Annotated in this window: 17 protein-coding genes; 9 read left to right on the top strand and 8 right to left on the bottom strand. The window is 69.3% G+C overall.

Features of this window, described 5'->3' with window-relative positions:
* The first annotated feature begins 56 nt into the window (after positions 1 to 56).
* From V7D63_RS05010 to V7D63_RS05020, 3 genes are all read left to right on the top strand, one after another.
* Entirely contained in the window at positions 57 to 929 is an 873-nt protein-coding gene (locus V7D63_RS05010; RefSeq protein WP_333591164.1) for a 50S ribosomal protein L11 methyltransferase, read from the top strand.
* A 63-nt stretch (positions 930 to 992) separates the two neighbouring features.
* On the top strand, positions 993 to 2804 hold the full coding sequence (locus tag V7D63_RS05015) for an aminopeptidase P family protein (protein ID WP_333591165.1): 1812 nt from the start codon (positions 993 to 995) through the stop codon (positions 2802 to 2804).
* Between the two features lie 127 nt (positions 2805 to 2931).
* Positions 2932 to 3918: an aldo/keto reductase gene (locus V7D63_RS05020; protein ID WP_333591166.1), complete on the top strand. Its 987-nt coding sequence runs from the start codon at positions 2932 to 2934 to the stop codon at positions 3916 to 3918.
* Between the two features lie 160 nt (positions 3919 to 4078).
* On the opposite strand, the gene V7D63_RS05025 is transcribed toward V7D63_RS05020, so the two are convergent.
* Positions 4079 to 4834, bottom strand: a complete 756-nt coding sequence (locus V7D63_RS05025; protein WP_333591167.1) for a pseudouridine synthase — start codon at positions 4832 to 4834, stop codon at positions 4079 to 4081.
* A complete protein-coding gene (locus V7D63_RS05030; protein WP_333591168.1) occupies positions 4831 to 5466 on the bottom strand; it encodes a DUF938 domain-containing protein in 636 nt (211 codons plus the stop codon). Before V7D63_RS05030 ends, V7D63_RS05025 begins: the two co-directional genes overlap by 4 nt.
* Positions 5467 to 5666: 200 nt before the next feature.
* Between V7D63_RS05030 and V7D63_RS05035 the strand changes: the two genes are divergently transcribed.
* The gene (locus tag V7D63_RS05035; protein WP_333591169.1) at positions 5667 to 7511 is read left to right on the top strand and encodes a phosphoenolpyruvate carboxykinase (GTP); all 1845 of its coding nucleotides are present in this window, start codon (positions 5667 to 5669) and stop codon (positions 7509 to 7511) included.
* Between the two features lie 41 nt (positions 7512 to 7552).
* Positions 7553 to 8572: an NAD(P)/FAD-dependent oxidoreductase gene (locus V7D63_RS05040; protein WP_333591170.1), complete on the top strand. Its 1020-nt coding sequence runs from the start codon at positions 7553 to 7555 to the stop codon at positions 8570 to 8572.
* On the opposite strand, the gene V7D63_RS05045 is transcribed toward V7D63_RS05040, so the two are convergent.
* Positions 8556 to 9284: a TonB family protein gene (locus V7D63_RS05045; RefSeq protein WP_333591171.1), complete on the bottom strand. Its 729-nt coding sequence runs from the start codon at positions 9282 to 9284 to the stop codon at positions 8556 to 8558. The genes V7D63_RS05040 and V7D63_RS05045 overlap by 17 nt on opposite strands.
* A 131-nt stretch (positions 9285 to 9415) precedes the next feature.
* On the opposite strand from V7D63_RS05045, the gene V7D63_RS05050 reads away from it, so the two are divergent.
* Both V7D63_RS05050 and V7D63_RS05055 read left to right on the top strand, forming a co-directional pair.
* A complete protein-coding gene (locus tag V7D63_RS05050; RefSeq protein ID WP_333591172.1) occupies positions 9416 to 10228 on the top strand; it encodes a transglycosylase SLT domain-containing protein in 813 nt (270 codons plus the stop codon).
* Between the two features lie 79 nt (positions 10229 to 10307).
* Positions 10308 to 11450 carry a DUF2336 domain-containing protein gene (locus tag V7D63_RS05055; protein WP_333591173.1) on the top strand — a complete coding sequence of 381 codons (1143 nt, stop codon included), beginning with the start codon at positions 10308 to 10310 and terminating at the stop codon, positions 11448 to 11450.
* 246 nt (positions 11451 to 11696) lie between these two features.
* Here the strand turns inward: V7D63_RS05055 and V7D63_RS05060 are convergent, their stop codons facing one another.
* The 5 genes from V7D63_RS05060 to V7D63_RS05080 form a co-directional block, all read right to left on the bottom strand.
* Positions 11697 to 12092, bottom strand: coding sequence for an OsmC family protein (locus tag V7D63_RS05060; RefSeq protein ID WP_333591174.1), 396 nt, complete (start codon positions 12090 to 12092; stop codon positions 11697 to 11699).
* 13 nt (positions 12093 to 12105) lie between these two features.
* Positions 12106 to 13005: a pirin family protein gene (locus tag V7D63_RS05065; protein WP_333591175.1), complete on the bottom strand. Its 900-nt coding sequence runs from the start codon at positions 13003 to 13005 to the stop codon at positions 12106 to 12108.
* 15 nt (positions 13006 to 13020) lie between these two features.
* The gene (locus V7D63_RS05070) at positions 13021 to 13653 is read right to left on the bottom strand and encodes a YceI family protein (RefSeq protein ID WP_333591176.1); all 633 of its coding nucleotides are present in this window, start codon (positions 13651 to 13653) and stop codon (positions 13021 to 13023) included.
* Positions 13654 to 13742: 89 nt separating this feature from the next.
* The gene (locus V7D63_RS05075) at positions 13743 to 14615 is read right to left on the bottom strand and encodes a pirin family protein (protein WP_333591177.1); all 873 of its coding nucleotides are present in this window, start codon (positions 14613 to 14615) and stop codon (positions 13743 to 13745) included.
* Positions 14616 to 14750: 135 nt separating this feature from the next.
* On the bottom strand, positions 14751 to 15689 hold the full coding sequence (locus tag V7D63_RS05080; RefSeq protein WP_333591178.1) for a DUF6081 family protein: 939 nt from the start codon (positions 15687 to 15689) through the stop codon (positions 14751 to 14753).
* Between the two features lie 98 nt (positions 15690 to 15787).
* Between V7D63_RS05080 and V7D63_RS05085 the strand changes: the two genes are divergently transcribed.
* Positions 15788 to 16735, top strand: a complete 948-nt coding sequence (locus tag V7D63_RS05085; RefSeq protein WP_333591179.1) for a LysR substrate-binding domain-containing protein — start codon at positions 15788 to 15790, stop codon at positions 16733 to 16735.
* A complete protein-coding gene (locus V7D63_RS05090; RefSeq protein ID WP_333591180.1) occupies positions 16735 to 17286 on the top strand; it encodes an NADPH-dependent FMN reductase in 552 nt (183 codons plus the stop codon). The genes V7D63_RS05085 and V7D63_RS05090 overlap by 1 nt, the downstream gene beginning before the upstream one ends.
* Positions 17287 to 17409 lie beyond the last annotated feature (123 nt).

Below are 17409 nucleotides of genomic sequence, written 5' to 3' on the forward strand. Positions count from 1 at the left end.
TGCGGACCGGGTCGCGCCGGATAAGTTCGATTCGGCATGATAACGGGGTTTAACAAATGTCACAGACCGCAGTTCAGATAATCGCACACGGGCCGCGCGAAATCGCCGAGACCGCCGCCGCCGTCCTGGACGCCGACCCCCTGTTGGAAGGCGCGACCTACTCCATTCTGGAAGAGGACGAGGACAGGGGCGTCTGGCGCATCGACGCCTTTCCCACCACCGACGAGGAGGCCGCCGGGATCGAAGCCAGCCTGCGCGCGCACGACGGCCTGACGGTCGTGGTCGAAAAGCTGGCCGACGCCGACTGGCTGGCCATGTCGCTGTCGGGCCTGCCGCCGGTCGAGGCGGGGCGGTTCTTCGTCTATGGCGCCCATGACCAGGGCAAGGTCCCGGCCGACGTCGTCGCCATCAAGATCGACGCGGGCGCCGCCTTCGGCACCGGCCACCACGGCACGACCGTCGGCTGTCTGGAGGCGCTGGAGACGGTGCTGACGACCTCGGGCGCCCCGGCGAAGGTGCTGGACGTCGGCACGGGCACCGGCGTGCTGGGCATCGCCGCCAATCTGACCGGCACGCCGATCGTGGTCGGCACCGACATCGACAGCCCTTCCGTGCGCATCGCCGGCGAGAACGCCGAGATCAACGGCGCCAAGGCGGTCTTCGTCGAAGACGGCGATCTGAGCCATCCGGCGGTGACGGGACCGGCGCCCTATGACCTGGTCTTCGCCAACATCTTGGCGCGGCCGCTGATCGAACTGGCCCCGGCGATCACCCGGCTGATGACGGCGGACGGGCGCGCCATTCTGTCGGGCCTGCTGCGGACCCAGGAGGTCGAGGTTCTGGAGGCGTATGAGGCGCTGGGCTTCGGGGTCGAACAGACCATCCACCACGACGCCTGGTCGGCCCTGCTGCTGCGGCGAAAGGGCTAGGGTTCTTAACTCTGAACGCGCTCACCCTCCCCAGGCGGGGAGGGGGGTGCTAGACCCCGCGTCATGCGCCAGACCTTCGACGAAACCACCACGCCCGCCTTCGGTGAAAAGCACCTGCCCCTGTTGCGCGCCCGCATGGCCGAGCAGGGGCTGGACGGCTTTCTGATCCCGCACGAGGACGAGCACCAGAACGAATATCTGCCCGCCGCCAACGAGCGGCTGGCCTGGATCAGCGGCTTCACCGGCTCGGCCGGGGCGGGGGCGGTGCTGACCGACCGCGCCGCCGTCTTCGCCGACGGCCGCTATACGGTGCAGGTTCGGGCGCAGGTCGATCCGAAGGCGTTCGAGATCCTGGACCTGGAGAACAACGGCCTGGCCCGCTGGCTGGAAGGCGCCCCCCGGGGCGCCGTCATCGGCTATGACCCGCGTCTGCACAGCCCCGACGCCCTGGCCGGACTGAAGGCCGCCGCCGCCAAGGCGGGCGCCGAACTGAGACCGGTCGACGTCAATCCGCTGGATCAGGCCTGGGGCGACGACCGTCCGCCGCAACCGACCGCGCCGGTGGTCCCGCACGAGGACCGATACGCCGGTGAAACCGCCGCCGCCAAACGCGCGCGCATCGGCCGGGCCGTCGCCGACAAGGGGGCGGATGTCGCCGTTCTGACCGCTCCCGCCTCCATCGCCTGGCTGTTCAATGTGCGTGGCGGCGACGTCATCCGTACGCCCCTGCCTCTGGCCCAGGCGATGGTCGAGGCGGACGGATCGGCGCGTCTGTTCATCGATCCGAAGAAGGTCACCAATGAGCTGCCCGGTTGGCTGGGCGACCAGGTCCGAGTCGAGGCGCCCGACGCCCTGGACGGCGCCTTGGAGGGGTTGAAGGGCCGCCGTGTCCTGATCGATCCCGGCGTCTCCTCGGCCTGGTGGTTCGACCGGCTGGATCAGGCGGGCGCGGTCGTGGTGCGCGCCGCCGACCCCTGCGCCCTGCCGCGCGCGGCCAAGAACGCTGTGGAGATCGAAGGCTCGCGCCAGGCCCACATCCGCGACGGCGCGGCCCTGACCCGTTTCCTGCACTGGGTCGACACCGTCGCCCAGCACAGCCTGCCCGACGAGCGTGAGGTGGCCGAGGCGCTGGAGCGGTTCCGCGAAGGGACCGGCGCCCTGAAGGACCTGTCGTTCGACACCATCGCCGGGGCCGGGCCGAACGGCGCCCTGCCGCACTACAAGCCCGTGACCCGCACCCTGCGGCGGATGGAGCCGGGATCGCTGCTGCTGGTCGACGGCGGCGGCCAGTATCTGGACGGCACCACCGACGTGACGCGGACCATGGCCGTGGGCGAACCGGGCGCCGATCAGAAGCGGATGTTCACCCTGGTGCTGAAGGCGCACATCGCCATGGCCGTGATCCGCTTTCCGACGGGCACGACGGGGCACCAGTTGGACGCCCTGGCCCGCGCGCCGATGTGGATGGCGGGCCTGGATTACGACCACGGCACCGGCCACGGCGTGGGCAGCTATCTGGGCGTGCACGAAGGACCCCAGCGCATCTCCAAGGCTGTGAACAGCCAGCCCTTGCTGCCGGGCATGATCGTGTCGAACGAGCCGGGCTATTACCGCGAGGGCCACTGGGGCATCCGCATCGAAACCTTGCAGGTGGTGACGCCCGCCGAACCCATCGCGGGCGGCGAACGGCCGATGCTGGGCTTCGAGCAACTGACCCTGGCGCCGCTGGACCGCCGCCTGATCGACGCGGCCCTGCTGACGTCGGACGAACGCGCCTATGTCGACGCCTATCACGCCAAGGTGGTCGAGAAGGTCGGGCCGTTGCTGGACGGCGAGGTTCTGGACTGGCTGAAGGCGCAGTGCGCGCCGCTGTAGGCCTTGCCCTGCTTTCGTCATTCCGGGTCTGCGGCGCTTCGCGCCTTCGCCCGGAATGACGAAAGAAAGGGTTGCGCTTCCTCCTCGGCATCACGACCTGAGCGGTTCAGCCAATCAGGAGTGCTCCATGAAGACCCGTCGCCTCGGCCGGAACGGCCCAGAAGTCTCCGCCATCGGTCTGGGCTGCATGGGGATGAGCGCCTTCTACGGCGCGACCGACAAGACCCAGTCGCTGACGACCCTGGACCGGGCGCTGGAGCTGGGCGTCACCCTGTTCGACACGGCCGAGATGTACGGGCCGTATCTGAACGAGGAGCTGTTGGGCGAAGCCTTCGCCGGGCGGCGCGACCGCATCTTCCTGGCGACCAAATTCGGCATCGGCTACAACGCCGAGCGTACGGCTCTGACGGTCGACGGCAGCCCCGCCAATGTGCGCCGGGCCATCGAAGGCAGTCTGAAACGGCTGAACACCGACCACGTCGATCTGTACTATCTGCACCGCGTCGATCCGAACACGCCGATCGAAGACACGGTCGGCGCCATGGCCCGGCTGGTGGAAGAGGGCAAGGTCCGTTTCCTGGGCCTGTCCGAAGCGAACCCGGCGACCCTGAGAAAGGCGCACGCCGTCCATCCGATCACGGCCTTGCAGACCGAATATTCGCTGTGGAGCCGCGAGCCGGAGGACGAGATCCTGACGACCTGCGACGAACTGGGGATCGGCTTCGTGCCCTACAGCCCGCTGGGCCGCGGCTTCCTGTCGGGCGAGATCAAGTCGATCGACGACCTGGCCGCCGATGACTATCGCCGCACCAATCCGCGTTTCCAGGGCGAGAATTTCCAGAAGAACCTGGATCTGGTCGCGGCCGTTCAGGCCATCGCCGCCGACCGGGGCGTCACCGCCGCGCAACTGGCCCTGGCCTGGGTGCTGGCCCAGGGTGAGCATCTGGTCCCGATCCCCGGCACGCGACGTTCCAAGACGTTGGAGGAAAACGTCGCCGCCGCCGACCTGGCGCTGACGGCCGACGACCTGGCGCGGATCGAGGCGGCCTTCCCGCGCGGCGCCGCCCAGGGGCATCGCTATGCGGAAACGGCGCGGTCGTCGTTGAATCGCTGATCCTTTCCTTCTCCCCTTGGGGGAGAAGGTGTCATGCGGAGCATGACGGATGAGGGGTAAGCCTGCCCCGTCCTGACTGTCAGCCGGTCAGCGTGTCGGACACAGCCCCCTCATCCGACCCGCTCTGCGGGCCACCTTCTCCCGCGAGGGGAGAAGGGTTTCACCCGATCAGCTTCTTGCGCTCATCGGCCGTCAGCATCCGCCAGCGGCCCTCGGGCAGATCGCCCAGGGCCAACGGGCCGATGCGCGTGCGTTTCAAATCCGTGACCTCCAGCCCGACCAGTTCGCACATCCGGCGGATCTGGCGGTTGCGGCCCTCGCGCAGGATGAAACGCAGGCGGCGCGGCTTGAGCTGGGTGACATCAGCGGGTTTCAGGGTTCGCCCGTCCAGCGACAGGCCGTGGCGCAGCAGGGCCAGCTTGCGCTCCGTGACCTCGCCAGAGACGCGGACCAGGTATTCCTTGGCCAGGTCCGACTCCGGCCCGATCACCGCCTTGGCCACCACGCCGTCGGACGACAACAGCAACAGACCGCGCGAATCCTCATCCAGCCGCCCGATCGGGGGCAGGGAGGCGTCGGCCGCGATATCCGGTGAGCCGTCCGTGGCGTTGGCGGCGGTCAGCAGGCGGACGGCGGGAATCTTGTCCGGCTCGGGCTGGCCCGAGACATAGCCGACCGGCTTGTGCAGCATGATGGTGACGGCGGCGTCCAGGGCGCGGGTCGCGCCGTCGCTGAGCGTCAGGGTCTGGCCGGGCAGGATCTTGCGGCCCGCGTCGGTCACCACCTCGCCGTCGATGCTGACCAGCCCTTCGGCGATCAGCCCCTCGGCCTCGCGCCGCGAACAGACGCCCGACTGGCCCAGCCATTTGTTGATCCGCTGCGGCTCGACGCCGTCATAGGTGCGCGTCCAGCTCATGGAACGCGCCGGAACAGCAGGGACAGATTGTTCGCCGGCATGGTCTTTCGCAGCGTCAGGGCCAGGCCGTTCGCCTTGGCCAGCGCCGCGACATCGGCCACGTCGCGCAGGCCCCAGGCCGGATCGCGCGCCTTCAGGCTGGCGTCGAAGGCTTCGTTCGACGGCGCGGTCTCGATCCCGGCCTCGCGATAGGGACCGTACAGATAGAGCAGGCCCATCGGCGCCAGGACCCGTCGAGCCAGGGCCATCAGGCCCTCGGTCGCCGTCCACGGGCTGATGTGGATCATGTTGATGCAGACCATGGCCTGGAACGGGCCGTCGGGCCAGGTCGCGGGGTCAAGGCAGTCGAGCGCGACGGGTTCCGTCAGGTTCGGCGGCCCCTCGCCCGCGCGCCAGGCGGCGATGCTGGCGCGAGCGTCCGGGCTGGGATCGCTGGGCGTCCAGTCCAGGCCGGGCAGGGCGGCCGAAAAGGCCAAGGCGTGCTGGCCCGACCCGGCGGCGATCTCCAGCACCCGGCCGCGCGCGGGCAGGTGGGCGCGCAGCACGGCCAGGATCGGCACGGTGTTGCGCGCGACGGCGGGCGAGCTGAGCGCGCCGTCCGGCGCCGAGGTCTGAGGGTCGAGGGTTCGCACCCCATTCCGATAGCCGCCGCAGGCGCGGGCGAAAAGTGCGTATCGACGGCGTCGGCGCGCTCACATGGGGTTGAAACTTGCATCAGTTGACGCCGCGTCGGCTTCGGTGTCTTTCGCCTGAAACATTGCGTGATCCCTCACGCGGAGGAGTCGGCCACGGCGACGCCAGATCGCCGAACCGGTCGTTCAGGAGCGTCATCGTGACTCAATCGATTCCCGGCCTTCATCCGGCGCCGACCACCCACGCCCGTCTCGTCGACTGGGTCGAGCGGATCGCGGCCTTGACCAAGCCCGCGCGCGTGCACTGGTGCGACGGGTCCGAGGCCGAAAAGGAAACCATCGTCGCCGACCTGCTGGCCAAGGGCACGTTGAAGGCGCTGGACCCGGCCAAGCGCCCCGGCTGCTACTACGCCGCGTCCGATCCGCGCGACGTGGCCCGCGTCGAGAGCCGCACCTTCCTGTGCCCGGCCGATCCGGCCGACGCCGGCCCGACCAACAACTGGGCCGATCCGGCCGAGATGCGCCAGCGTCTGGACGGCCTGTTCGACGGCTGCATGGCCGGACGGACGATGTACGTCGTGCCCTTCTGCATGGGACCTCTGGGGTCGCCGATCAGCGCCCTGGGCGTCGAGATCACCGACAGCGGCTATGTCGCCGTGTCGATGGGCGTCATGACCCGCATGGGCAAGCCGGCGCTGGACATGCTGGGTTCGGACGGCGTCTTCGTGCCCTGCGTCCACACCCTGGGCGCGCCCCTGGCCGAGGGGCAGGCCGACGTGGCCTGGCCGTGCAATGACGACAAGTGGATCGTCCACTTCCCCGAAACGCGGGAAATCTGGTCCTACGGCTCGGGCTATGGCGGCAACGCCCTGTTGGGCAAGAAATGCTACGCCCTGCGCATCGCCTCGGTCATGGCCCGCGACGAGGGCTGGCTGGCCGAGCACATGCTGATCCTGAAGCTGACCGATCCGAAGGGCCGCGCCAAATACGTGGCCGCCGCCTTCCCCTCGGCCTGCGGCAAGACCAACCTGGCCATGCTGCAACCGGCGCTGGAAGGCTGGACGGCCGAGACCATCGGCGACGACATCGCCTGGATGCGCTTCGGCGACGACGGCCGCCTGTACGCCGTGAACCCCGAGGCCGGCTTCTTCGGCGTGGCGCCGGGCACCAGCCGCAACACCAATCAGAACGCCCTGGCGACCCTGACGCGCAACACCGTCTTCACCAACACGGCCCTGACCGCCGACGGCGACGTCTGGTGGGAAGGTCTGTCGAAAGAGGCGCCGGAAGGCCTGACCAACTGGAAGGGTGCGGCCCACGACCCGGCCTCGGGCGAACCCGCCGCCCACCCCAACGCCCGCTTCGCCGCCCCGGCGCACCAGTGCCCGACCATCGCGCCGGAATGGGAAGACCCCAAGGGCGTGCCGATCGACGCCATCCTGTTCGGCGGCCGTCGCGCCTCGGCCGTGCCGCTGGTGACCGAGGCCTTCGACTGGGAGCACGGGGTGTTCATGGGTTCGACCGTGGCCTCGGAAGGCACGGCGGCGGCCGAGAACAAGGTCGGCGAGCTGCGCCGTGATCCGTTCGCCATGCTGCCGTTCTGCGGCTACAACATGGGCGACTATTTCGCCCACTGGCTGAAGATGGGCCAGGGCCGCGACGCTGCGAAGATGCCGCGCATGTTCTTCGTCAACTGGTTCCGCAAGGGCGAGGACGGCAAGTTCGTCTGGCCTGGCTTCGGCGACAACGCCCGCGTGCTGAAATGGGTGGCCGAGCGTCTGGACGGCGAGGCCGAGGCCCACGACACCCCGGTCGGCCGCGTGCCGACGCGCGAGGCGCTGGACTTGTCGGGCCTGGATCTGACGGACGCCCAGTTGGACACTCTCTTGAGCGTCGACGCCGAGGTCTGGGCCGAGGAAGCCGCCCTGATCCCCGACTTCTACGGCAAGTTCGGCGAACGCCTGCCCAAGGCCCTGTGGGAGCAGCATGACGCCCTGACCCGGCGCCTGGACGCGGCGCGGGCCGCGGCCATCGCGGCGGAATAAGGGGCTTGATTGAGCGCCGCGTCCGGCCGATGTGACCGGGCGTGGCCTCTCCAGCTCATGACATCCTGATCGTCGGCGCCGGCGTGCTGGGTCTCAGCACGGCGTCGGTCCTGCGCGCGCGCGGTCATGCGGTGACCGTGGTCGATCCCGGCGGGCCGAACGCCTCGTCCGTCGCGGCGGGCATGATCGCGCCGGCGATGGAGAGCGCGGCCGAAGACGTGACGCCGGAACGGGCGGATCTGTATCGACGGGCGGCGGCGCGATGGCCCGTTTTCGCCGCCGAGGCGGGGGTCGATGTGGTTCCCGCCATGGCCGAGTGGCGCGGCGAAGGCTGGGACCAGATCGCCGAGCGCCTGCGTGCGCTGGGCTTCGCGGCCGAGACGACCGAGCGCGGCGTGCGCGCGCCGCAGGACCTGCGTCTGTCGCCCACGGCCGCCCTGAAACGCCTGGCGGACGGCGTGGGCCGGATCGAGGGCCGCGTCGAGACCGTCACCGGCGACGCTCAGGGCTGGGTCGTGCGCCTGGCGGACGGCCGAACATTGACGGCCCAGGCCGTGATCCTGGCCACCGGGGCGGACGAGAGGATGGGCGGCCTGCCGCCGTCGGTTCGCGCGGCCCTGGACGCGGCGACGCCGGTGCGCGGACAGATCGGCTTTGTCGGCCAGGCGCTGGCCGACCGGACCCTGCGCGGTCGCGCGGGTTATGTGACGCCGGTCGACGGCGGCGTGGTCATCGGCGCGACCATGGAGGCGGGACGCCGCGACCTGACGCCGGACGCCGAAACCTCGGAGCGTCTGCGGCGGGCGGCCGAGGCCTTGCTGGAGCAGTCGATCGATCCGGCGGCCGTCAAATGGTGCGTCGGGGTGCGAGGGGCGTCGGCGGACGGCCTGCCCCTGGCGGGTCTGGCCGCGCCGGGCCTGGCAGTGGCCCTGGCGCCGCGTCGCAACGGCTGGATGCTGGGACCCCTGGTCGGCGAGATCGTCGCCGATGCGGTTGAAGGCCGCGCGCCCCGGCCCGAGGCGGCGGCCTTCGATCCCATGCGGTTCAGTCGGGCAGGGTGAAACGCACGCCGACATCGACGCGGGCGCCGTCGACTGCCTGGCCGTCCACTGCGCCGGGGTTCATGCGGAAATAGCGGCTGAGACCCAGGGCCGAACGACCGAAGCCATAGCCGCCCGGCGTCTCGGTCAGCACCGAACAGCCGGTCAAACTGCCGTCCAGCCGCACGGCGCAACGCAGGGTGGCCGCGCCCGCCACCTCATTGCGCATGGCGCGGTCGGGATAGGCGTCCATCAGTTGCGCTCCCGACGGCTTGCGCAGCCAGGTGGGGTTGGTGATGACGACCGGGCCGCGCGCGGGAACGTCCGGCGTAGCTGCTACGCCCGTCGCATCAGGCGCGACCGGATGGGCCAGGTTGATGACCGTGCCGGTGACCGGCGCCGGATCATCCGTCACCGGAACCGACAGCGTCTCGGTCGGCTGGGCGACGACGGGGCGGTTCAGATCGGGCGTCGGCGCGGGCGGCGCGGGGTCGTTCTTGACCACGGGCGGCGGCTCGGGCCGGTCCATGGTGACGGTGATGGGAGGCGTGTCGGAGATCGTTTCCGGGATCGCGATCTCGAACCGCTGCGTATAGAGGGCCACGCCGACTGCGCCGTGAACGACCAGAGACGCGCCGATGGCGCCCCAGGCCCAGCGCGGCAGAGGCTTTCTGCGCTCGCCGAAATCGATGGGGCTGACCAGTCCCGGTCCACCCGCGGTCTTCATCATCATGGCCGTCACTCCCTCTAAGGAAGCCCCCTCAGCCGTCGTCATGGTGACGCTTACGTTGCGGCAAGTTTGTGGCTGGTCGAGCCGTTAACGATTCAGACTCCGTTAACCATGATCGCCCAGCGTCCGGCATCATGACGGTCGGTGCGATTCCATCATCGGGAGGCGTGGAGGCGGCCATCCGGCGCGCCGCCGAGGCCACCGGCGTGGACTTCGACTTCCTGATGAAGACGGCCCGGCGCGAGAGCGCCATGAACCCGTCGGCGCGGGCGCGCACCTCATCGGCGGCGGGCCTGTTCCAGTTCATCGAACAGACCTGGCTGGCGACGGTCAAGAAGTCGGGTGCGCGACACGGCTACGGCCAGTACGCCGATCTGATCCATCGCGGGTCCGACGGGCGTTGGCGGGTCGAAGGGTCCGCCCGGAACGTGGTGATGGACCTGCGGTTCGATCCGCACGCCGCCTCGGCCATGGCGGCCGAACTGACGGCGTCGAACGCCGCCTATCTGCGCGGGCGCACGGGACGCGAGCCGGGGGCGGGCGACCTCTACGCCGCCCACTTCCTGGGACCCGGCGGGGCGGCGGAGCTGATGGAGGCCATGACCACGCGGCCCGGGGCCAGCGCGGCGTCGCTGTTTCCCGAGGCGGCGGGGGCCAATCGTTCGATCTTCTACCGCGACGGCCGCCCGGCCACGGTGGCCGAGGTGCACGCCAATCTGCAACGCACGGCGGGGCAGGGTGCGCCCGCCTCGGGCGTCGGCACGGCCGAAGAGACGCAAGGCCTGACCGACAAGCAAAGAGCCTTGGCCGCGCGCATGGATCGGCTGAAGCAGGATCAGAGCCTGCTGGCCCTGTTGCTGGGTCAGCCGGGCGAGGGCGGAACCGGCGTCGGCGGCGGCTTCGGCGGCGCCTTCGCGCCCGCTCCCACGAACGAAACCAGCGCCTGACCACCGCTTGGTGAACCCGCCGTTAATCATGGCGGGCGGATGCTGGGGTTCGACACGATTCCGTGCTGAGAGTCCGCCCATGACCGCCTACCGCGCGCGCCTGACCGACGCCGACATCCGCCGGCTGATCAAGGCGACCGACGAAGACGAACGCGCCGCCGCCGCGCACAAGCTGTGCCGCAGCATGGATCGGCCCGATCTGAACGATCAGGACCGCGCGGCGGCCCAGAAGATCCTGCGGGTCATGGCCGAGGACGCGGCCGAACTGGTGCGCCGGGCCATGGCGGTGACGCTGAAATCCTCGGACCTGATCCCGCGTGACGTGGCGCGGCGGTTGGCGGCCGACGTCGACAGCATCGCCCTGCCGATCATCGGCTCTTCGCCCGTCTTCACCGACGAGGACCTGATCGAGATCGTGCGCGCCGGCTCGGCCGTGCGCCAGACCGCCGTCGCCGCCCGTCTGCGCGTTAGCCGCGACGTGGCCGAGGCCGTGGTCGAGGTCGGCGGCGAGACCGCCGTGCGGACCCTGGCCGCCAACGACAACGCCGACATGGGCGAACACGCCCTGAACCGCGCCGTCGATCGCTTCGGCCAGTCGGGCGAGGTGGTGGCCGCCATCGCCTATCGCCAGGTGCTGCCGCTGCACGTGACCGAACGTCTGATCGAACTGGCGTCCGAGGCCGTGCGCGAGCATCTGGTCTCGCGTCACGCCATCGCGCCCGAGACGGCCATCCGCCTGGCCCAGTTCGCGCGCGAGCGGGCGACGGTCGATCTGGTCGATCAGGCCGCGGCCAGCCCCGACATCGGCCGCTTCGTCAGCCAGTTGAACGCGCGCAAGGCCCTGACGGCCTCACTGTTGCTGCGCGCCGTGGCGCGGGGGCAGATGGAGTTCCTGGAATACGGCCTGGCCGAGCTGGCGGGCACGCCGCATCAACGGGCCTGGCTGATGGTGCACGACGCCGGGCCGTTGGGTCTGAAGGCCCTGTACGACCGGGCCGGTTTGCCGCCGCGCCTGTTCCAGGCCTTCCGCGCCGGGGTCGACACTTGGCGCCAGCTCCAGTCCGAGGGCGCCGACACGACCGGCGAGGCGTTCCGCGAACAGATGCTGCAACGCTTCCTGACCCAACGTCCGAACGCGCCGCGCGAAGACCTGGCCTATCTGATGGAGCGTCTGGACCAGCCGGTGGCGGAAGCGGCGCCCCGCGCGGCGAACGCGGCCTAGGGACGACCCCCTGAACCTCGTCACCCTCGGGCTTGTCCCGAGGGGCCATGGGGCTGCAAACCGGACTGAGGGCTGTTGTGACCCCTGGTCAAGATCATCCGCGTTCGAGGACGCCGCCGGAATAGGCCCTCGGGACAAGCCCGAGGGTGACGGAGGTCTTGAAGGCCTTGGCGAAACTCAGACCCGATTAGGGGTTCACACCGCAGGGGGCGCCGTCTTTCCCGGCGGGCCATTAGATCTCGGCCCTTAGGCCAGCGTGGTGTGCACCGGCACGCCGTTCTTGATGGCCAGGGTCACGGGCGTGCGTTCGGCCACGTCGGCCAGGCGCGCGCGCTGCGCCTCGTCCAGCGGCCCTGTCGGCGTCAGCACCCGTTCGATGCGCGGCGGGGTTTCGCCGCCCAGATATTCCAGCCGCACCTCCAGCCCCTCCAGCGGCCAGCCCTTCTTCTCGGCGTACATCGTCAGGGTGATGGCGGTGCAGGCGCCTAGGGCCGAGACCAACAGGTCGAACGGGGCGGGTCCCGCATCCGTTCCGCCCAGGCGCGGCGGCTCATCGGCGGTGATTTCATGCTCAAGGTCATGCCCGGTCCTGATCGTGGTCCGGTAGCGGGCGGTTCCGATGCGGGCGTGGGCGATGGCCATGGTGCGGCTCCGATCAGGACGTGGGCGATGCGGACGGGGTCGGATCGGGCGGCAGGGGGATGAACTCCTGATCGTCCATGTCGGGCAGTTTCATCCGCCCGGCGCGCCAGTCGGCCTTGGCCTGTTCGATACGGTCCTTGGACGAGGAGACGAAATTCCAGTCGATGAAGCGTTCGCCCACCGGCTCGCCGCCCAGGATCATGACGGTCGACGGCTCCAGCGCGCAGACCACCGAGGCGACGCCCTTTTCCAGCACCGCCATCTGGCCGTGGCCCAGCGGGCGGCCGTCGTCGATCTCGACCAGGCCGGACACGACGTAGACGGCGCTTTCCGCATGGTCGGTCGGGGTCTGGAAACGCGCGCCCGGCTCCAGCTCCAGATGCAGATAGTGCATGGGCGAGAAGGTGTTGACCCCCGCCTTCAGGCCCAGGGTCTCGCCCGCGACCAGGCGGCCTCTCACCCCACCCTCGCGCCAGGTCGGCAGGTCGGCGGCGGCGACGTGCTGGAACGAGGGGTCGATCTCTTCCTGGCCGGTCGGCAGGGCGACCCAGGCCTGGATGCCTTCCATATGGGCGCCCTCGCGCCGCGCGCGCTCAAGCCGTTCGGAATGGGTGACGCCGCTGCCGGCCGTCATCCAATTGACCTCGCCGGGGCGGATGTCCTGATGATAGCCCAGGCTGTCGCGATGGGTGATCTCGCCGGCGAACAGATAGGACAGGGTCGAGATGCCGATATGCGGGTGGGGCCGCACGTCCATGCTCATCGGGAATCCGGCGGGCAGATCCAGCGGTCCCATGTGATCGAAGAAGACGAACGGCCCGACCGCCCGGCGCTTCATGTACGGCAGGACGCGCCCCACCTCGAAGCCGCCGCCCAGATCCCGGCGACGCTGGTCGATGACGAGTTCGATCATGGATTCAGTCTCCTACTAGGCGACGGCTTCGACGGTGATCTGAACATCTATCTCATCGCCGACCACTGGCAAGGCGACCCCCAGGCCAAAGTCGGAACGCTTCAGCGTCGTGGACGCCGAAAAGCCGACCGCCGGGGCACCGGTCATCGGATGGACGCCGGACCCGTTCAGAACGGCGTCCAGCACCACCGGTCGGGTGACGCCGCGTACGGTCAGGTCGCCTTCGACCTGGAACCGGTTGCCCAGGCCGGTGAAGCGCACCGCCCGGCTCTGAAAGGTGATGTTCGGATGGCGTGCGGCGTCGAAGAAGTCGGCCCCCTGGAACATGGCGTCCAGGGCGGGAACACCGGTGTCCGCGCCGCTGACCGGAATGGTCACCGAGACGCTGGACCTGGTCGGGTCGGCGGTGTCGATGCGGATCACGCCCTCGATGGTCTCGAAGGTCGCGCCGGGCCGCGACAGGCCCATGTGGTTCCAGGAGACGCGCGCCTGGGCGTGGGTCGGATCGATGCGATAGGCGACCGGACCCGCGGCCTGGGCGGTTGCGGCGATGGGGGCGGACTGAGCCGGGGGCGCGGCCAGGGCCGGGGCGCTGGCGGCCAGCAGTTGGACAATGACGGCCGCTGCGGCGGCGGTTCGGGAAATCATGGCATCCTCACGGGTCTGGGCTGCATCGACGGGGATCGTCAGCAGGAAGTGGAGGCGGCCCGGTCCGAAGACCGGGCCAGTGTGCGGGGTTAGGCCGTGGCGGCGATCTGGCCGAAACGGCCGGCGTTGAAGTCCGTGATCGCCTGGCGGATTTCGTCCTGAGAGTTCATCACGAACGGGCCGTAGCCGACGATGGGTTCGTCGATCGGCTCGCCGGTCAGGACCAGCAGGACGGTGTCGGCGTCGGCGCGGATCTGCACGCCCTCGCCGTCGCGGCTCAGCAACAGGGCCTCGGCGGCTCCGGCCGATTCCGTATCGTTGACGGTGATCCGGCCCGACAGCACCACCAGGATGGAGGTGTGGTCCTGGGGCAGGTCCAGCGTCGTCTGGGCATCGCGGTTCAGCCGCACGTCCCAGACGTTCATCGGCGTGAAGGTCCGGGCCGGACCCTTGGAGCCGTCGAAATCACCGGCGATGATCCGCGCGGTCCCAGCGCCGTCCTTCAGGCTGACGGTCGGGATCTCGGCGTTCAGGATGCCCTGATAGCCGGGCGTGGTCATCTTGTCCTTGGCGGGCAGGTTGACCCACAGTTGGACCATGCGGAACGGCCCGCCGGACTTGGCGAAGGCGGAAGAGTGGAACTCCTCGTGCAGGATGCCGCCGCCCGCCGTCATCCACTGGACGTCGCCGGGACCGATGATCCCGCCCTGGCCGGTCGAGTCGCGGTGCTCGACCTCGCCGTCATAGACGATGGTCACCGTCTCGAACCCGCGGTGCGGATGCTGGCCCACGCCGCGCCGTTCGGTCGTCGGCTCGAAATTGTGCGGCCCGCCATAGTCGAGCAGCAGGAAGGGGCTGACGTGCTTGCCGACGCTGTCATAGGAAAACAGCGACCGCACGGGGAAGCCGTCGCCGACCCAATGGCCGCGATCGTTTCCATAACGTCCCAGAACCTTTTTCATGGCTTGTCTCCTCGGGGCGACCGGATGGCCCGTTCGCGTTGACGGCCATATGCACCCGCAACGCCGACCCGAGTAGATTGCGAAAACGGCTCTATGCGTTCTAAATATGGAACGATGAAAGCGACCCCTTCAGGCTCAGGCCGGGTCCAGATGGATCTCGATGTTCTGGAACCCGCCGATGGCGCCCTGGCCGAACAGGCGTTGGTCCAGCGGGATGGAGATGCTCTCTTCCGGCGCGGTCTCATACTGGAAGGGAAAGGCGTCCAGCAGGCTGAACAGGCCGTGGCCGATGGCGAAGCTGTTGATCCGGTCGGTCAGGTCCTCGCCGGGACCCATGGCGGGCCAGCGGCCGGTATAGAGCTGGCCCTGCCAGTCCAGCGGCACGCCCACCCGCTCGACGCGGCTGATGACCTGGCCGTCGACCAGGAACTCCACGCCCGGGCGTTCGACCCCGCGCGAGAAGCGGATGGCGTAGGTGTGCGGGCCAGGCGTGATCGGGTGCTCCATGACGATCTGGGTGTGCATCTTGTCCGAGCCAACGGGGATGGCCGAGCCGGTCACGCTGGACGGCAGCCGCTCGACCAGGCACATGGCGACCCGCTCGGACACCAGCCAGTCGAACAACTGACCGGTCTCGAAGTCGATCAGATGCAGGGTGACGCTGGCCTGTTGGGCGTCCAGCAGCATGGCGGAATAGGGCGTGCCCGTCGGCCCGCCGCCAGACGGGCCATAGACGCCGTGCACCACCCGGCCGCGCTCTATGCCCGGCGTTCGGGCCTCGATCGTCGCCTTAAGCGTCAGAGAGCCGCGTCTGGGCGGGGCGAACGTCTTTCGGCTGACCCCGAAATATTTGATGTGATCCAGCACGCTCTTGTCGACGCCCGTGCTGAACGGGGCGGCCGAGACGGTGAACACGCCGTCCTCGAAACGGCGCGTGTCCTGAACCGCCATCTCGCCAAGACCGTAGATGTTGTCCCAGAGCGCCTGATAGTTCGCCAGCGTATAGCCGCCGTCGGCTCGGAAGTCGTCATAGACGATCCGGCTGGCCTGATCTTCCGTTTGCGGATGCGCCATCATCGCCGCCCCCTGTTCTTCATTTCATCACGCTAGGTGAGGCTTGATCCGACCGCCAACCCTGCGCCTTTATTCCTGAGCTGTTTCGCGAACTTGTGATGCCTGACCTCAACGACCTCTTCTACTTCGTTCGCGTGGCGGACCATGGCGGCTTCGCGGCGGCGGCGCGCGCGCTGGGCCTGCCGAAATCAAAGCTTAGCCGCCGGATCGCCGCGTTGGAGGATCAGCTCGGCGTTCGCCTGATCCAGCGCACCTCGCGCAAATTCTCGGTCACCGAGATCGGCCAGGAATACTACCGCCACTGCCTGGCCATGCTGGTCGAAGCCGAGGCCGCCCAGGCGGTGATCGACAATGTCGCGGCCGAACCGCGCGGCGTCATCCGCGTCGCCTGCGTGCCGGGGCTTCTGACCTATCAGATGGGCGGGCTGATCGCCGGCTTCATGGCCCGCTATCCCGAGGTCGAGGTGCATCTGGACAGCACCAGCCGCCGGGTGGATGTGGTCGGCGAGGGCTTCGACCTGGCCATCCGCGTGCGCGAGCCGCCGCTGGAGGAGACCGACCTGGTCATGCGCAAGCTGGACGAGAGCGTGCACCGCCTGGTCGCCAGCCCGGACCTGATCGCCCGAATGGTCGATGCGGCGACGGGTCCCGCCGACCTGGCGGACTGGCCCAGCCTGGATTTCGGCCCGGCGCATCGCGATCACGTCTGGGCCTTGCAGCATAAGGACGGCATGACCGCCTCGATCCGCCACACGCCGCGTCTGGTGACCGACGACCTGCACATGCTGCATGAGGGGGTGATGCGGGGGCTGGGCGTCGCCCTGCTGCCGTCGGTGGTGGTGGCGCGTGACCTGGAGAGCGGGCGACTGGTCGACCTTCTGCCCGACTGGCGGCCCAAGGCGTGGATCGTGCACGCCGTCTTTCCGTCGCGCCGGGGGCTGTTGCCGTCGGTGCGGTTGTTGTTGGACCATCTGGTTCAGGGTTGCGCCGAGCAGCGAATTCACGGCGAAACGTCGTCAGCGCCCCTATTGGAGACGAAAGACTGATGCGTCTGGTCGGACTGTCGGGCAGCCTGCGGGCGGCCTCATACAACAGCGCCCTGTTGCGGGCGGCCCAGGAAGCGGCGCCGCCGGACGTGGAGCTGATCGCCGCCGATATCCGGGGCATTCCCCTGTATGACGGCGACCTGGAGGCCGAACAGGGCCTGCCCGAGGCGGTGGTCGCGCTGAAGGACCTGATCGCCGGGTGCGACGGCCTGATGCTGTTCACGCCTGAGTACAACAACTCCATCCCCGGCCCGTTCAAGAACGCCATCGACTGGCTCAGCCGCCCAGCCTCGGACATCGGCAGGGTGTTCGGGGGGCGGCCGGTGGCGGTGCTGGGCGCCTCGCCCGGCCCGTTCGGCACGATGATGAGCCAGGCCGCCTGGCTGCCGGTGTTGCGGACGTTGGGAACCGCGCCCTGGTTCGGTCAGCGGATGTTGGTGTCGCGCGCCGGCGCCGTTTTCGACGCGGACGGGCGCCTGATCGACGACGACGTCCGTCAGCGGCTGGCGGCGTTCGTCGCGGGCTTCGCCGGTCACGTGCGCGGCCGTTGAACCCGGAAACGGCGGCGCCAACTTGGGTGCGTACTCGATACCGCTCATCCCCGCGAAAGCGGGGACCCAGTCCTTTTACCGCGCAGAGCGTCCGGGATGGCCTTCACTGGACTCTTGGCGGGG

This window comes from Brevundimonas sp. (assembly GCF_036732845.1).
In the GTDB taxonomy this organism is placed as follows: domain Bacteria; phylum Pseudomonadota; class Alphaproteobacteria; order Caulobacterales; family Caulobacteraceae; genus Brevundimonas.

Bases quoted from the DNA above. Each gene is read 5' to 3' on its own strand.
- V7D63_RS05010 (WP_333591164.1), top strand. From the start codon at position 57: ATGTCACAGACCGCAGTTCAGATAATCGCACACGGGCCGCGCGAAATC.
- V7D63_RS05015 (WP_333591165.1), top strand. From the start codon at position 993: ATGCGCCAGACCTTCGACGAAACCACCACGCCCGCCTTCGGTGAAAAG.
- V7D63_RS05020 (WP_333591166.1), top strand. From the start codon at position 2,932: ATGAAGACCCGTCGCCTCGGCCGGAACGGCCCAGAAGTCTCCGCCATC.
- V7D63_RS05025 (WP_333591167.1), bottom strand. From the start codon at position 4,834: ATGAGCTGGACGCGCACCTATGACGGCGTCGAGCCGCAGCGGATCAAC.
- V7D63_RS05045 (WP_333591171.1), bottom strand. From the start codon at position 9,284: ATGATGATGAAGACCGCGGGTGGACCGGGACTGGTCAGCCCCATCGAT.
- V7D63_RS05050 (WP_333591172.1), top strand. From the start codon at position 9,416: ATGACGGTCGGTGCGATTCCATCATCGGGAGGCGTGGAGGCGGCCATC.
- V7D63_RS05055 (WP_333591173.1), top strand. From the start codon at position 10,308: ATGACCGCCTACCGCGCGCGCCTGACCGACGCCGACATCCGCCGGCTG.
- V7D63_RS05060 (WP_333591174.1), bottom strand. From the start codon at position 12,092: ATGGCCATCGCCCACGCCCGCATCGGAACCGCCCGCTACCGGACCACG.
- V7D63_RS05065 (WP_333591175.1), bottom strand. From the start codon at position 13,005: ATGATCGAACTCGTCATCGACCAGCGTCGCCGGGATCTGGGCGGCGGC.
- V7D63_RS05070 (WP_333591176.1), bottom strand. From the start codon at position 13,653: ATGATTTCCCGAACCGCCGCCGCAGCGGCCGTCATTGTCCAACTGCTG.
- V7D63_RS05075 (WP_333591177.1), bottom strand. From the start codon at position 14,615: ATGAAAAAGGTTCTGGGACGTTATGGAAACGATCGCGGCCATTGGGTC.
- V7D63_RS05080 (WP_333591178.1), bottom strand. From the start codon at position 15,689: ATGGCGCATCCGCAAACGGAAGATCAGGCCAGCCGGATCGTCTATGAC.
- V7D63_RS05085 (WP_333591179.1), top strand. From the start codon at position 15,788: ATGCCTGACCTCAACGACCTCTTCTACTTCGTTCGCGTGGCGGACCAT.
- V7D63_RS05090 (WP_333591180.1), top strand. From the start codon at position 16,735: ATGCGTCTGGTCGGACTGTCGGGCAGCCTGCGGGCGGCCTCATACAAC.